A 15,538-nucleotide genomic window follows, 5' to 3' on the forward strand; every position below is an offset into this window, starting at 1 on the left:
TGTATATAGGTTTTATGCATGGCTTGCATGTTCAATCGTTTGCTTTAGTGTATGCATGACATGTTCATCATCGTGTGAATAATATAGTGTAGTTCCTTCACGGCGATATTTAACAAGTCGGAGATTTTTTAATAAACGCAATTGATGGGAGACAGTCGATTGCCTTAACTGCAAGGTATCTGCTATCTCATTGACAGAGTATTCTCTTTCGAAGAGTAAATTTAATATTCGAATCCTTGTTGGATCACTTAAGGCTTTAAATGTTTGTGAGACGACGAAAAGAATCTCTTCATCCAGGTCAGTGGTATGTTCTAATGGATCCATATACAATATTTCACCTCCTATATAGTACCTATATTCTTATATGAATATATTTGCATATATGGTTATTGTATGCCGGAGATTAAGGAATGTCAAAGTAAACAAAGATTTTTTATATAAAGGTTGTATCAAAAATAACCTAAATATACAGATAACTTTAACTTACTTCAATACACTAATGTGTAATAGATTTTTGTTGGTATGAGATTCATTTACCTGTATAATTAAATTATAAAGTAAAGAAGGAGATAAGTTGCGTTGATAAATAAGAAAGTAGCGTTTGTTACAGATAGTACAGCATATGTGCCAGAGGAATTGAAAGCGCATCCGGATGTTTATGTTGTGCCGATTGTTGTTATTTCTGAAGGGGAAATATATGAGGATGGGAAAGACCTTACCTCAGAGAAATTATATGAAATAATAGAAAGTAATAAGGATGTTCCAAAAACTTCACAGCCATCCGTAGGAGTTTTTAAAGAATTGTATGAGAAGCTTAGTGAAGAGTATGATGAAGCAATCGCTATTCATGTCTCCTCTAAATTAAGTGGAACGATTTCCAGTTCAAATGTTGCAAAGGAACAAACGAACTTTGAAGTAAAGATAATTGACTCTTACTCGCTATCTTTTGCAATAACTGAGTTGATATATAAGGGGTTATCGTGTTTAGAGCAAGGTATGGACACAGATAAAGTAGTCGATATTTTAAGTAATGAAGTAAAAAAATCCAGAAATCTCATCCTATTAGGCAATCTGGAACAGCTTTACAAGGGTGGAAGAATGTCTGGTACTCAATTATTATTGGGAAACCTACTACAAATAAAACCTGTTTTAACAATTAAAACAGATGGAGAGCTCGATGTGTATCAACGTATTCGGACAGAAAAGAAAGCCAAAAACCGAATGCTAGAAATATTCCTTCAATCTGTTAAAGAAAATCAGGTTCAGCGGGTTGGTATTATGCACGGTAATGATTTAGCTGGAGCGTTAGCGCTTAAAGCTAAACTGGTGGAAGAAATACCTGAACTTGAAATCATTATTGGTGAGATAAGTTCGTCCTTAATTGTTCATGCAGGTCAGGGTACAATTGGAGTTTTTTGGCAGGAAGGATGAGGGGAAAGAGGAACTTAGCCTTGTCTATATTAGTGCAGTTAACGTTCTATCATTTATATTGAGATATGAATTAGAGCGAGTAAAAATACTCGCTCTTTTTGCTTTTAATATACTTTATCACCGTTAAATATAGAGTTTTTTACAATGACATAGTCCACGTTGCGGATGGCATCTAGTTTATTTCCACCAGCATATGAGATAGAGGATTGAAGGTCTTGCTCCATTTCAATTAACGTGTCTTTTAATTTACCTTTGTATTCCACAAACATCTTCTTGCCTTCGACGTTCTTCTTTTCACCTTTTTGGTATTCGGAAGCAGAACCGAAATACTCTTTGAATTTTTTACCATCACGTTCTACTGTTTCACCAGGTGATTCTTCATGACCAGCAAATAGTGAGCCAATCATAACCATTGATGCACCAAAACGAACCGACTTAGCAATATCTCCATGTGTACGGATTCCGCCGTCCGCAATAATTGGTTTACTTGCAGCTTTTGCACACCATCTAAGAGCAGCTAACTGCCAGCCACCTGTTCCAAATCCAGTTTTAATCTTTGTAATACAAACCTTACCAGGTCCAATTCCAACCTTGGTAGCATCTGCACCAGCGTTCTCTAATTCTCGAACTGCTTCAGGTGTACCAACATTTCCAGCAATTACAAAGCTATTAGGAAGATGTTTTTTAATATGCTTAATCATATTAATAACTGCATTTGAATGCCCATGAGCTATATCAATAGTGATGAATTCTGGAATAAGGTTTTCATTTGCTAATTCTTGAATGAAATCATATTCTTCAGCCTTTACACCAACACTAATAGAAGCAATTAGGTCACGTTCTTGCATTTTTTTCACGAAATCTGCACGTTTTTCTGGTTCAAAACGATGCATAATATAGAAGTATCCATTTTCAGCTAACTTCAATGCAATATTTTCATCAATAATTGTCTGCATATTAGCAGGAACTACTGGCAACTTGAAATTATATCCGCCAAAAGAAATTGTAGTATCACATTCTGAACGACTATCTACAATACATTTTGCAGGAATTAATTGTATATCTTCATAATCAAACACGTTATCCATGTTATCCACCTCTAAATACGAATATTATTTTGATTGCTTAATCTTAATGTTCGCCAATAGCTAATATACATCAATTTTCAATTTCTGTAAAGATTTATATCTTGTAAAAGCGTTCTAATTTTTCCGACACTTGTTGGAAATGTTCTTTTATCCTTTTCTGAATTAGTTTAGAATATACAGTAGTTACGCTATTACGGGTGGATAGGAAGGGAGTAAACAGAATGCAGGAGAATGTCGAGATTATACCGATTATGGTAGATACTCCGTCCAACCTGAAAACAACTAACTTTTATTTGGTTAAAGAAGGTAGCCGGATTATTTTAGTTGATGCGGGTTGGAATCATAAAACAAACTGGCAAGCACTTCTTGATAAATTGGACCAATATGGTTGGACAATAAAAGATATAGATGCCATTGTGCTTACTCATAATCATATTGATCACGTCGGGCTGATCAATCAGATAATAGCTTTGAATGATGTTCCCATTTATGCCCAAGAGCACGCGATTCCGCGATTAAAAAGGGATCCTGCTTTTTTTAACATGAGAGTCGAATTTTACACGCGTCTTTATGAAGAAATGGGCTGCGGGAAAGAAGGAGAAAGGCAGATTAATCTGTTGCTTGAAAAGATGCGATTAAATGAGGGGATGGGCATCCATACAGATATTAAGAAAATTGAAGCATTTCATACCATCGCGGAGATTATTCATACTCCCGGACATTCTCCAGACCAGATTGCAATTCTTTACAATCAGCGTCAGGATGCATTGGTTGGTGATTTGCTTATCCAGCATATTTCCAGTAATGCATTAGTCGAACCAGATCCAAACGGAGAAAGATTACCAACTCTTCTTCAGCACTATGATTCCTTACAACGAATACGGGAGATACCAATCAAAAGAGCCTTCTCAGGTCATGGAAAGATTATAGAAGACGTAGTTCCGTTGATTGATAAACGGTTAAGTGGGATTGTGAACAAATCGGAGAAACTAAAGGATTTAATTGCTGAGGGGCATTTAACAGCTGCTGATATCGCTCAAACTTATTATAAAAAATTGTATGAAACACAATTTTCATTAGTGATGTCAGAAATTATTGGGCATCTTGATTACTTGGAAGACAAAGGAGAGGTTGGAAAGGAAAAGAAAGGTGGAATTTGGCATTATAGCTTAATTGGATAAACTTTGCTTGCCTACATATTTCATGAATCGGGTTATCGTGGAAACAGAAATAGGAGGAATACGAGAAAAAAGACTATCCTTTAAAGATAGTCATTAAAATTAAAAACGTGTATTCTTATCATTCTGATTTAATACCTGTACTAAGTTATCTTTCTGTTTGGACCCATCGGGCGGCTGCATTCCACTTTTCTTTTCAAAATAGACAGCTATGACACCTATAATTAGTAAAGGTGAGAGAATGACTAACCAAAGCATAGAGATCCCTCCGTTATCGATTTTGACTTACTGGCTTATACGTTCACATGAAGAAAAGGTTTCATACTAAATGAGATATTGAGAGATACTAAAAAGGAAATATAAGTGGAGGTGTCCTAATGAGTCGAAAAAATAATGGTGGTTTCAGTGACGAACAGAAAGTTAGAAAAGAATTATCTCACCAGTTTGATCATGAATTTGCTAACGAACCACTAACTGCTGAAGAAAAATATAATAATAAAAAGACGAAAAAAAGACAGTAAAAATATATCTAAAATTGAATCTGTATCAGGTTATTTTTTACTTTAGAAATGAAAGTGCAAATTCAATGAAACATAGCAGCATGCAGTAGCAGGAAAATTCACACTTGAATTAGCTCCTGCTATTATTTTTTTGTTAATGCTAATGGATTCAAAGCCTAATGAGTTATCGAAGGAAAGAAAAAGTTGCGTATTCGGCCACTCATAGGACGTATAATCAGGGGAAATGATAGTCGTATCCCCTAAATAAACCCAGTTGGCAATTCTCTTTCCCTATGTTAATCTATTTCTTTATGTTACTGCTTGAATAAGTTATCATAGAATGGATGAACGGTAAGGAGTCGTAACTATGGATAAGTTTCTAACATACGAAGAAATACAAGATCGAATGATGGAACTGCAAGATAAATATGAAATAGATGAAGATCATTTTTATGGTATTGTCGAGCACTGGGCTAATGCAGAAATTTCCATAGAAAATAAGATTTTAGCTAGTTTTCAAGGATTATTGCAGGTTGTCAGTGAACAAATAACGCAGATGGAAAAAGCGGTAGATATAGAAGCAACGTGTAGGATGGGTTGTGCCTTCTGTTGCTATTTCCCGATCATCGTTAATGAGATGGAAGCAAAGCTAATGAAAAAAGCAATAGAGCAATTTCCTGCAGATAGACGGACGGCAATTGAACGCCATCTAGCAGACTATTATGAGAAGCAGGAGCCAGTTATTAAACAATTGACCTCCTTAGAAAGAGATACAGATGGGGAATTTAAAAATGAATATCGAAAACGCTTCTTGCCTTGCCCCTTGCTAGATACAAAAACGAATCAGTGTATGGCTTATGAAGTTCGTCCCATCCCTTGCAGAACATATGTAAACTATACAAATCCAGATGTTTGTGCAGATAATTTAATGCCAAAGGAAACGGTCAGTTTTGAATTCTTATATGAACAATATATGGGAGCATTAAATGAATTTATGCAGTTTTTATACGAAGAAGAGGGAGATACGGCGTTTATTACGTATCCCGATGACTTATATCGAGAAGATTATTTAGTAAACTGGTTTAGACGTTGAATATAATATAGGAAGTATAATGGAAGAAGGCTCTGCACCAAGTGGTTTGCAAAGCCTTCTTTCATTACTTTCTTCCTACTGTGGGATGAACCCTTCCTGATGGAGATAGTCAGCTGCTGCGCGATACGTGGTATAGGTTCCATCTAATAGGTCACCAGAATAAATATCCCACGTATCAAATTCATGTATAATGGTGAGGGTTTGTTTTTCTTTATTTACCCATGTTTCTTGGAAAGGTTCTTTCTCTCCAAGGGAAGCAATAGATTGCTGTATTATCGAACGCAATTCTTCTTCTGAAAAATCACGAATGTTGGTCATTCCCTTGGTATCATTTTTTTGATAACCTTCTATTTTTTCTGTATAAACAAACCCATTTCCATTAGGATGCAGATGATATACAACGATTTTCTTTTCGTAAATACTGTCGGGATAATGAAAATTCACACGCCCCAAGGATATATCGTGTCTTGCAAGTTCATTAAACGATTCAACAATCTTTAACTTTTCTTCAAAGGTAAGCATAAATCCTCCATATATATATTGATTTCTTATATATTATATCACTCATAATTTGAATAATACTAGATAATAGTAGGGTAAGGAAAGACAGATGCCTGCAAGTTAATTATAATAAGGTAACTACATAGATAGTTTTTATATATTGGAGAGGTGGAACATGAAAGATTTAAGGAATAAAAACATTCTCATCACAGGTGCTTCTTCTGGCATTGGAGAAAAAGTTGCAATCAAAGCTGCGGAAAAGGGAGCAAATCTCATTTTAGTAGCTCGTTCAGAGGAGAAATTAAAACGTATCCGTGATGGGATCCAGGAGAAAACCTCTGCCCAGTGCATATATTATGTGCTTGATGTAAGCGATTTGGATCAGGTCCAACTAATCTTTAAAAAGATCATAAAGGAAGTTGGAAGCATTGATATTCTTTTAAATAATGCTGGTTTTGGTATCTTTGATTCCATCGAGGAAGCTAGCCTGGATGATATGAAACAGATGTTTTCAGTAAATGTATTAGGGTTGATTGCTTGTACAAAAGCGGTTCTGCCAACTATGCTGGAGAAAAATGGAGGCCATATTATTAATATTGCTTCACAGGCTGGCAAGCTTGCTACCCCTAAATCAAGCGGGTATTCCGCTACAAAACATGCAGTTCTTGGCTTCACGAATAGTATTCGTCTGGAGCTTAAAGATACAGGTATATATGTCTCCGCTGTTAATCCTGGACCAATTGAGACTAACTTTTTTACAACAGCAGATAAATCCGGGACGTATGTCAAAAATGTTAAACGTTATATGCTTTCCTCAGATAGAGTTGCAAGTCAAATTATCTCCTTAATGGAAAATCCGCGGCGAGAGCTCAATATTCCGCGCTGGATGAATGTTGGAAGTATACTTTATTTATTATTTCCTTCTGTTGCAGATAAATTACTTGGAAATATCCTCAATAAGAAGTAGAGAATGGTGGAAAATAGGAATATAGTTTGTATACGAGCCCCAAAAAATAAGTAGTAGAATGACAAAAGAAGTACTTAATAGAGTGCTTCTTTTTTACTATGAAATAAAACTGTAATATAACCCTAACATTGGTGACATTTTTGCTTGCTATACTAAATTGGCAATAGTTACTAATAATATATTCACATAACTGCAAACTACAATTATACATAAACCTTCCAATTAAGCGGATGTGAAGCGGAAAGAAGGGAAAAAATGAGAAAGTTATTTATGGTTCTTATGGCTGCTGTTCTAGTATTGGGGAATCTTTTGGTCGTAAATCCAACTAATGCGGAGGACGAAAGTGAATTAAAGAAAATCCAAGATGACCGTTCTGACATTAAAGCCAACCTCTCTGAAGCTGAATCAGAAATTGCTAATCTAGTAACCGACTTAGAACAAATGAATAAGGAACTCAACCAATTAGATACTGAATTGATTAAAAATCAAGAAACGATTGAAAAAACAAATAAAGATATCGACAATACCATTGCTGAAGTACAAAGCTTAGAAAAAGAGATTAAAGAGTTAGAAGCAAAAATCGAAGAGCGCTTTGAAATATTAAAAACAAGGGTTGTATCATACCAACAAACAGGTGGTCATGTTCAATACCTGGAAGTAATATTTGGGGCAGAAAGCTTTGGAGACTTTATCAGCCGTGTATCTGCTGTGAATAAAATTACGGATGCGGATGCAAAATTAATGGAACAACAAGAACTGGATAAACAACAAGTCATTGATAATCAAAATAAAGTTCTAGTACAGCTTGATAATTTAAATGCGTTAAAAGCACAACAAGATGAGGCAGTTGCTCTCCTGGAAAAACAAAAAGCGGTCGCTGAAGAAAAACGCATCGGCCTGGAAAGTAAACAAGGAGAGTTATTAGCACGTATTTCTGAACTGGAAACAAAAGACAGTAACCTAGCTTCCTTAGAAACAAAAATTAAAGCTGATATTGAGACTGAGAAGAAAAAGGCTGCTGAACTTGCTGCGAAAAAAGCAGAAGAAAAAGCACAAACTGTTAAAGTTACTAAGCCAGCTGAAACAGTGGTAGCAAGTGTAAATACAGAAAACAAACAAGAAACGAAGCAGCAAGAAGAGACTGTAAAGGAAACAAAGACAACCGTAAAAGAACCTGCTAAGGAAGTTAAGGCAGAAAAACAAGAGAAACAAGAGAAGCAACAAAAACAAGAAAAACAAGAGAATAAGAAGAGCTTCACAGTAACGGCTACTGCCTATACAGTAGATAGTGCTGGTGGATCTGGCAAAACAGCCACGGGTATCGATCTTATTAAGAATCCAAATGCAAAAGTAATTGCAGTTGACCCGAGCTTGATCCCGTTAGGAACGCTTGTCCATGTAGAAGGTTATGGATATGCTGTAGCAGGGGATACTGGTGGAGCAATAAGAGGCAATAAAATTGATGTATTCGTTCCAACTGCGCAAGCTGCAATAAATTGGGGAGTCAGAACGGTTAAAGTAACGATTGTGGATTAATTTCCAAATCAGATCATCCAGGATGGTCTGATTTTTTTTATTGCCATTTTTAGTTGGAAAAGGTAAAAATAAAAAGAATCGTTTTCCCAATTTTTTGGAAAGCGATTCTTATGTTTGTGCCGATAAATATTATCCTTTTTCGTTTTTGTTCTCCTAGTACGTAAATCTAAATGAGCATATGGACTTCGATTTATCTCTGGATCTAGTCTTCCTTCTCTGATTCTTTTAAGACGTTGCTTTTTCGCCTTGGAAAGAGCCATGATTTTCACTCCTTATTCATTATTACTCTCTATTATACACTAATCCCAGTCTGTATAGAAAGTGGCTATTCTGTACATAATTGCATAATAACGCAGGGATAAAGCAAGGAAAGTTCCTGCTTTATTCTAATAAACAAGTTACCAGCGTCAGAATTATTAGGAGAGTTGTTATTATGCTAGAATATAAGGACGAAAGCCAAAAAAATGTGGTTATCTATATGTATCGAGACCCGGAAAAACCTGAACATTGGTATCAGATTGAAAAACAGTTAGAGTTTTTTTGTGTGTCGAATAAACTTCACGTACTGAAAAAGTTTAGTGATTTAGGAGATAAAAACTTAAATCTACCTGGCCTAACAAGCTTATGGAAAGAACTAATAAATCGAGAAAATTTGGTGGATATGGTTATCATTTATGTCCCTAATTCTACAGATATAGAAGTTAGGAGAACTACTTATATACTAAAAAGACTAAGGAGATATATAACTGAAGTCATCTTGTTCTCTAGTCCCGATAATTGGACTGGAGAGTCTGTTAGTTATATCCTGAAAAACCACAATAAATTCCACTTAAAATCGATCCAAAAGGATATACAGCGACCTTCTTAAAATGAAGGTTTTTTTCAAATGGAAGAAGTTTTGATTAACAATCTACCCATTTTTTTCATTGGTTAATGGTATAATTGAACCACTAATTAATCTATCATTCTATCTATCATGAATCATATATATCAATCATTTGAAAGGGGATTTGATAATGAAATTCTTTCATACTGCGGATTGGCATTTAGGAAAGCTTGTCCAAGGAGTTTATATGACCGAGGACCAAGCATATGTGTTAAATCAATTCGTACAAGCTGTTGAGGAAGAGAAGCCAGATGCTGTAATTATTGCAGGTGACTTATATGACCGGGCTGTGCCACCGACAGAGGCTGTACATTTGCTCGATGAGGTGCTAGAACGAATCGTAATAGAATTGAAGACACCGGTATTAGCTGTTGCAGGAAATCATGACAGTCCTGGAAGATTACATTTCGGCAGCTCTTTAATGAAATCGAACGGTTATCATATTGTAGGAAATTTCTCTAAAGAAATCGAACATGTCGTATTAGAGGATGAGCATGGAAAAGTACATTTTCATCTCGTTCCTTACACAGATCCAAGTGTGGTAAGAACGGCTTTTGAGGATGAGGAAATTAAGACGCATAATGATGCAACTAGAAAAATAGTAGAACAAATCCAATCAAACTCATCATCTAATGAGCGACATGTCTATATTGGACATGCTTTTGTAACTCCATTTGGTGAAGAAGAAGAGAATACGAGTGATTCCGAACGTCCACTGTCTATAGGTGGAGCTGAGTATGTAGATGCCCATCATTTTTCCTCATTTCAGTATACTGCATTAGGACACCTGCACCAAGCCCATCAGGTTCTCCAAGAGAATATCCGTTATTCTGGTTCTATCTTGAAGTATTCTATTTCAGAAGAAAGCCATCGTAAGGGTTTCTTCATTGTCGAAATGGATCAAGAGGGAGAAGTTACAATAGAAAAAAGGGAACTTAAACCAAGAAGAGATATTCGTACAGTAGAAGCGAAAATGGAAGAACTGCTGGAGCACCCTGTTAATGAGGATTATGTATTTGTGCGTTTATTAGATGAAGCTCCTGTATTATCTCCGATGGAAAAGGTACGTTCTGTCTATCCAAATGCTATGCATGTGGAACGGAAAAATGTTATATCGCTCGTGTCGGGCAGTGATTCTGACGCCAGAACGAATCGGACTAAAATGAGTGATGTAGATTTATTCCGTGCTTTCTACAAAGAAATAAAAGGGATAGATGTGACAGTCGAAACGGAGAATCTCTTTAAAGAAGTATTAGATGAATTGTTGAGAAAAGATAATGAAACAACAGATGCAGAAAAGAAAGAATATGTTCGGAATTAACAGAAGAAGGGAGAGTGAAATTCATTGAAACCACTTAAACTAACTATGACGGCCTTTGGTCCTTATAAGTATACAGAGGTAATAGATTTTACGGACTTGGAAGATAATAAACTATTCGTTATTTCTGGAAATACTGGTTCTGGAAAAACAACCATCTTTGATGGTATTAGCTTCGCCTTATATGGCAGTGCAAGCGGTGCTGATCGAGAGAATAATACGATGTTACGCAGTGACTTTGCTGCTGATGACACCCATACATCCGTAGAGCTGGAGTTTGAGATAAATGGGCGGATTTATCGGATCTTACGACAGTTAGGGCATGTGAAGCAAGGCAATAAGTCCAAAACCGGAGAGCGCTATGAATTCTATGAGAAGATACAAGATAAAGAGATCCCTTGTGTAGATAGGCAGATTGTTTCGGAGATCGATAGAAAAGTAGAGGAAATTATTGGCCTGACAAAGGATCAGTTTAAACAAATTGTCATGCTTCCACAAGGGGAGTTTCGTAAATTATTAACCTCTGAGACGGAAAATAAGGAAGCAATTTTGAGGCGGATTTTTCGTACGGGATCTTATCAGGAAATTAATGAAATATTAAGGGAAAAGAAACAGACCGAAGAACAAGACTTTAAACAAGCTGAACATGCAAGAGAACAGTATATATCAAGCATATCCTCTCTGCTTCCTTACCGTGAGGATTCGCTGCTATTTCAGGTGCTTTCACAAGAGCATTATAATGTAAATCAAATTCTGGAGGGTATATCGCGAGAAGAAGCGTATTATAGAGAACAAATCATCCAGGATAAACAGCATTATGAGAAAGCATTTCAGATGCATAACCAGAAGCAGGAGGAATATCACCAAGCAAAAGGCTTAAATGATAAGTTTAAAGAGCTGGAAGAGAAGTCTGGAAAGCTTCATGAGCTTGAAGAAAATGTTCCTAAAATGAAGCAGCTGGAAGAACAGCTGGATAAAGCGATGAAAGCCAGTGCAATAGAGGTATATGAGAAGCGTGTCCTTGAACTCAGAAGGGAAGAGAAGGAAAAGGCTGATTATCTTACTAAGGCAAAAGATCATTCCTTAAAAGCTAACGAATCCCTTCTTCAAGCGGAGGCAAATTATAAACACGAAGAAAACAAGCGGGCACTCCGAGAAGAAACAGCAAAAACATTAGATGAGCTCAATCGTTTCCTGCCAGAAGTAAAGGATATGGAACGACGGAAAGAACAGATTAACAAGTTAACAATCGAAGGCAAGTATGTAAGGAAAGAATTAGACCAAGCTGCAGAGAAATTAGCGAAGATAGTGAAAGAACAAGAGACACTTAACCAAGAGCTTTTAATAATGGACAGAGAGATTAGTGAACTTCCTGCAAGAGAAAAGACACTAACTAAATTAAGAGAGCAGGCTAAGGTTCTCAAGAGGTACCTTGAATTATCGGCAAAGCATAATGAATTAATGAAGCAAAAACAAACAATCGAAATAGAATTCAAAGACACTCAAAATCGCTATCAGGAAATAGAATCGAAGTGGCTGAACAATCAAGCAGTTCAATTAGCAGCCCACCTTCATGACGGAGAGGCATGCCCTGTCTGTGGAAGTTTAGAGCATCCGGCTCGAGCTACTCATGATGATGGTGAGGTGAAAAAAGAAGAGCTGGAGGCCTTAAGAAACGAACGTGACAAAAAGGAAAGAAGCTATCAGGATATTACTGTAGATTGGAAAGCAAATTATAGCCAATTGAAGGATAAAGAAGAAGAGTTAGTTGAGTTTGGGTTATCTAAGGACAGTGCAGCTTCAGACTATGACCGAATTGTTTTAGAAGGTAAAGAGCACAAGAAACAAGTAGGAGAGCTTGAGAAGAAAAGTAACTTGCTTAGAGAAGGAAAAGTATCACTTGAAAAGTTGGAAAATGAAATAAAACAGTGGCAAAGTCATAAAGAGGAAAAAGAGAAAGCATATCAGGAAAAACAACTTGATTATCGCAGCAGAATTGCAGTATATCATGATCGCTTAGAGAAAATTCCAGAAGAAATGAGAGACCTTACTAAACTAGAGAAAAAGATAAACCAAAAAGCTGAAGAGAAGGAAATGCTTGAGAAAGCTTGGGAAAATGTGCAAAAACATCTTCAGGAAGCTAAAGAAGCAAAAACAAAAGCGGCTTCTAATGTAGAGTTCGCGAACAAACAACTAGATGAAGTCACAGCTAAATGGGGGAGTGCTAGTGAACTATTCAAGCTAAAATATCTAGAAGCCGGCTTCAGCTCTGCGGAAGAGTATCAGGAGGCAAGGTACTCGGAGTCCGATCAACAGAAATTAAAAGAAAGGATTCAACGATTTAATGAAGAACTTAGGCTTGTAAAACAACAGGTAACGGATTTAACTGCTGTTCTCCATGGGAAAGAGAAAACCAACTTAGAGAAACTTCATGTTCAATTAGATGAACTAAAGAATGCCTATGAAGCAGCATTGAACCAATGGAAACGATCAAAGGATTACTTTGAGGATATTATTAAAATAAAAGATAATATCATAGAATCGGATGAGACGGCAAAGGAAAAGGAAAAGAGTCTAGCAACGATAACGGATTTATATAATGTTCTAAGAGGCCAAAATGATAAGAAAATATCGTTTGAGCGTTATTTGCAAATTGAGTATCTGGAGCAAATTATTGAGGCGGCTAATAGTCGATTAAGAAATTTATCCAATGGTCAGTTTTATCTTATACGCAGTGATCGCCAAGAAGTTCGTGGTAAACAAAGTGGACTGGGACTTGATGTCTACGATACCTATACAGGGCAAACTCGTGATGTCAAAACTTTATCTGGTGGCGAGAAGTTTACTGCATCACTATGTTTAGCACTTGGAATGTCGGATGTTATTCAAAGCTTCCAGGGTAATATTAAAATCGATACAATGTTTATTGATGAAGGTTTTGGGTCCCTGGATGAAGAATCACTCCACAAGGCAATAGATGCTTTAATAGAAATTCAGAGGTCTGGTAGAATGATAGGCGTTATTTCTCATGTGCAGGACCTTAAAAATATGTTCCCGGCCATTTTAGAAGTGAAAAAGACAAAAGAAGGGCATAGTAGGACAGCGTTTGTTTTGAAATAATCTGTAAAAAAGAGGCGCTGGGACATAACTAAATGTTTTAATCCAAAAGACGAACGAGGCACCAAGTTAGTGGAGGAAATATACGTAGACTCCTGCGGGAAAAGCAACAAGCGAAGACCCCGCAGGAAGTGTTCTTCTTCCGAGGAGGCTGAGACGTTGCCCGCGGAAAGCGAAGTATATTTCCGGAACGGTATTTCTCCACTAAGCATCGTTCGGATTTTTCTTTTGATAAAACACTTTTGACCCAGGCTCTTTTTATCGGTATTAAAGGGATTCATATAATTTTCAACTTAAATTTCATTAGAAAATATTCCCAAAAATTTAATGTTACAAATATGTTACTAGCTCCATTGCAAGACATCAATCATTACACCTCTTTTGTCATCTATCTGTAAAAATCCTGCCAAATTTTTAGCAATGACGATGCTCTCAATCTAGTTTAACATTTAGATATAATACAACAGGAGGTAACAACTACATGCTTAATAAGTTTAAGAAAGTGGCTATTGCATCTGTCATTTCTGTATCATTCATCTTGCCTATTTCTACATTAGCAGCTAGTTCATATACGGTTGTTGGCGGAGACACCATGTGGAAGATTGCTGTAAAAACACAAACAGGCGTAAGTGAATTGATTCAATCTAATCCACAAATTAAAAACCCAAACCTTATTTATCCAGGTCAAAAGCTGAATGTTCCTAGCAATGCGGAGTATAATGTGGAACAAGAGGTTATTAGACTTGTAAATATTGAAAGAGCAAATCATGGTTTACCAGCATTAAAATATGATTGGGAACTAGCTAGAGTAGCGAAGCATAAGTCCCAAGATATGCATGATAAAGGTTACTTCAGCCATAACAGTCCAACATACGGATCTCCATTTGATATGATGAAAAATTATGGAATTAACTATAAATCTGCCGGTGAAAATATCGCAAAAGGGCAAAAGACTGCACAACAAGTTGTAGATGCTTGGATGAACAGTCAAGGCCATCGCGCCAACATTTTAAACTCCAGCTATACGCATATTGGTGTAGGATATGTATCGGATGGTCACTACTGGACACAAATGTTTATGAAGAAATAATGGAAGAAACCATAAATCCATATAATGGGTTTATGGTTTTTCTTTGCTCCAAACTTCCTCTAAAGTTGTTTGAAATAATAGATTCAACGCTTTTGTAGGATCACTTTTTCTACTGGGTAGACTGTTTGCGATGTCATCTAATCGGTAGAGCTCTTCTTTGAATAAATTACTTTGTACCTTTTGTAGTAATGGAATGCCTTTTCTTTTCAGAGTGATGACCTCCAAACAGTGTTCTTTCCAATTACCTTCAGGTAGTATGTTAACTAATAGATTCATATCCAAAGTGGGTGGGAAGGATAAGTGATTTTCTATCCATTTACAAAATAATATGGGTCTAGCTACATTTAAGTAATCCTTGACATTCTCACTCTCCATATAGCTAAGCTTGCTGAGATTATTTTTTGCCATATTTAAGTAGTGGTACATACAAGATTTTAGTTCTACTGCTTCATTTTGTATAGCTTTTAATTGCTGAATGGTTGTGAACGGCTCCAAATAAATGATGCTGGAGTGCAGCCACTCTAATAAAGATGGGTTGGATTTTCTAAATAGTTTTAATGCCTTTGTCAACTCCCAACCATGAATATCCAGATTGCCTTGAACGGGTACATCTATATAATCTTTCTTCTTTCCAATGCCGATTGGGTCAATTTCAAGGTAATGCAAAGTTTTATGAACATAAATAAAGCGAACATCATAATCGCTGTGTTGAGATGCGAGACCAAACGCTCTACTGCCAACTTCACAGGAATATAATATCTTTATTCCATAATCTAATTCTATCCTATTTAACGTATTTAGAATTATTTTCTTCATCGTAAAACCTCATTTCG

General features: G+C 36.3%; 16 protein-coding genes. 10 read left to right on the forward strand and 6 right to left on the reverse strand.

Annotated features, from left to right (window positions below; all coding sequences use genetic code 11):
• Nucleotides 1-12: 12 nt before the first annotated feature.
• On the reverse strand, nt 13-324 hold the full coding sequence (locus D8M04_RS09560) for an ArsR/SmtB family transcription factor (protein WP_121523124.1): 312 nt from the start codon (nt 322-324) through the stop codon (nt 13-15).
• Nucleotides 325-579: 255 nt separating this feature from the next.
• Here D8M04_RS09560 and D8M04_RS09565 point away from each other — a divergent pair, with 255 nt between their 5' ends.
• A complete protein-coding gene (locus D8M04_RS09565) occupies nt 580-1,431 on the forward strand; it encodes a DegV family protein (protein ID WP_121522695.1) in 852 nt (283 codons plus the stop codon).
• 104 nt (nt 1,432-1,535) lie between these two features.
• Here D8M04_RS09565 and guaC read toward each other — a convergent pair whose 3' ends face one another.
• Entirely contained in the window at nt 1,536-2,519 is a 984-nt protein-coding gene (gene guaC, locus D8M04_RS09570; protein ID WP_121522696.1) for a GMP reductase, read from the reverse strand.
• A gap of 221 nt (nt 2,520-2,740) precedes the next feature.
• On the opposite strand from guaC, the gene D8M04_RS09575 reads away from it, so the two are divergent.
• Nucleotides 2,741-3,700 (forward strand): MBL fold metallo-hydrolase, encoded by a 960-nt coding sequence (locus D8M04_RS09575; protein ID WP_121522697.1) that lies wholly within the window; start codon nt 2,741-2,743, stop codon nt 3,698-3,700.
• A gap of 99 nt (nt 3,701-3,799) precedes the next feature.
• On the opposite strand, the gene D8M04_RS20000 is transcribed toward D8M04_RS09575, so the two are convergent.
• On the reverse strand, nt 3,800-3,955 hold the full coding sequence (locus D8M04_RS20000; RefSeq protein ID WP_158595106.1) for a hypothetical protein: 156 nt from the start codon (nt 3,953-3,955) through the stop codon (nt 3,800-3,802).
• Between the two features lie 119 nt (nt 3,956-4,074).
• Here D8M04_RS20000 and sspO point away from each other — a divergent pair, with 119 nt between their 5' ends.
• Entirely contained in the window at nt 4,075-4,218 is a 144-nt protein-coding gene (gene sspO / locus D8M04_RS09580) for a small acid-soluble spore protein O (RefSeq protein WP_121522698.1), read from the forward strand.
• A gap of 346 nt (nt 4,219-4,564) precedes the next feature.
• Nucleotides 4,565-5,290 carry a YkgJ family cysteine cluster protein gene (locus D8M04_RS09585; RefSeq protein ID WP_121522699.1) on the forward strand — a complete coding sequence of 242 codons (726 nt, stop codon included), beginning with the start codon at nt 4,565-4,567 and terminating at the stop codon, nt 5,288-5,290.
• Nucleotides 5,291-5,365: 75 nt separating this feature from the next.
• On the opposite strand, the gene D8M04_RS09590 is transcribed toward D8M04_RS09585, so the two are convergent.
• Nucleotides 5,366-5,812: a hypothetical protein gene (locus D8M04_RS09590; RefSeq protein WP_121522700.1), complete on the reverse strand. Its 447-nt coding sequence runs from the start codon at nt 5,810-5,812 to the stop codon at nt 5,366-5,368.
• A gap of 154 nt (nt 5,813-5,966) precedes the next feature.
• Here D8M04_RS09590 and D8M04_RS09595 point away from each other — a divergent pair, with 154 nt between their 5' ends.
• Nucleotides 5,967-6,758 carry an SDR family NAD(P)-dependent oxidoreductase gene (locus D8M04_RS09595; protein ID WP_121522701.1) on the forward strand — a complete coding sequence of 264 codons (792 nt, stop codon included), beginning with the start codon at nt 5,967-5,969 and terminating at the stop codon, nt 6,756-6,758.
• A 255-nt stretch (nt 6,759-7,013) separates the two neighbouring features.
• Complete coding sequence (locus D8M04_RS20560) at nt 7,014-8,294, forward strand: PcsB-like coiled-coil domain-containing protein (RefSeq protein ID WP_121522702.1); 1,281 nt, start codon at nt 7,014-7,016, stop codon at nt 8,292-8,294.
• Between the two features lie 8 nt (nt 8,295-8,302).
• Here D8M04_RS20560 and D8M04_RS09605 read toward each other — a convergent pair whose 3' ends face one another.
• Nucleotides 8,303-8,554 (reverse strand): hypothetical protein, encoded by a 252-nt coding sequence (locus tag D8M04_RS09605; RefSeq protein ID WP_121522703.1) that lies wholly within the window; start codon nt 8,552-8,554, stop codon nt 8,303-8,305.
• 173 nt (nt 8,555-8,727) lie between these two features.
• On the opposite strand from D8M04_RS09605, the gene D8M04_RS09610 reads away from it, so the two are divergent.
• The 4 genes from D8M04_RS09610 (at nt 8,728) to safA (ending at nt 14,705) form a co-directional block, all read left to right on the forward strand.
• On the forward strand, nt 8,728-9,162 hold the full coding sequence (locus D8M04_RS09610) for a hypothetical protein (protein ID WP_121522704.1): 435 nt from the start codon (nt 8,728-8,730) through the stop codon (nt 9,160-9,162).
• A 148-nt stretch (nt 9,163-9,310) separates the two neighbouring features.
• Nucleotides 9,311-10,501: an exonuclease SbcCD subunit D gene (locus D8M04_RS09615; protein ID WP_121522705.1), complete on the forward strand. Its 1,191-nt coding sequence runs from the start codon at nt 9,311-9,313 to the stop codon at nt 10,499-10,501.
• 24 nt (nt 10,502-10,525) lie between these two features.
• Complete coding sequence (locus D8M04_RS09620; protein WP_121522706.1) at nt 10,526-13,618, forward strand: AAA family ATPase; 3,093 nt, start codon at nt 10,526-10,528, stop codon at nt 13,616-13,618.
• 478 nt (nt 13,619-14,096) lie between these two features.
• The gene (safA, locus tag D8M04_RS09625) at nt 14,097-14,705 is read left to right on the forward strand and encodes a SafA/ExsA family spore coat assembly protein (protein WP_121522707.1); all 609 of its coding nucleotides are present in this window, start codon (nt 14,097-14,099) and stop codon (nt 14,703-14,705) included.
• A gap of 30 nt (nt 14,706-14,735) precedes the next feature.
• On the opposite strand, the gene D8M04_RS09630 is transcribed toward safA, so the two are convergent.
• On the reverse strand, nt 14,736-15,521 hold the full coding sequence (locus D8M04_RS09630; RefSeq protein ID WP_121522708.1) for a nucleotidyltransferase domain-containing protein: 786 nt from the start codon (nt 15,519-15,521) through the stop codon (nt 14,736-14,738).
• Nucleotides 15,522-15,538 lie beyond the last annotated feature (17 nt).

Origin of the sequence: Oceanobacillus piezotolerans (assembly GCF_003665065.1) — a bacterium.
Taxonomy (GTDB): domain Bacteria; phylum Bacillota; class Bacilli; order Bacillales; family Amphibacillaceae; genus Oceanobacillus; species Oceanobacillus piezotolerans.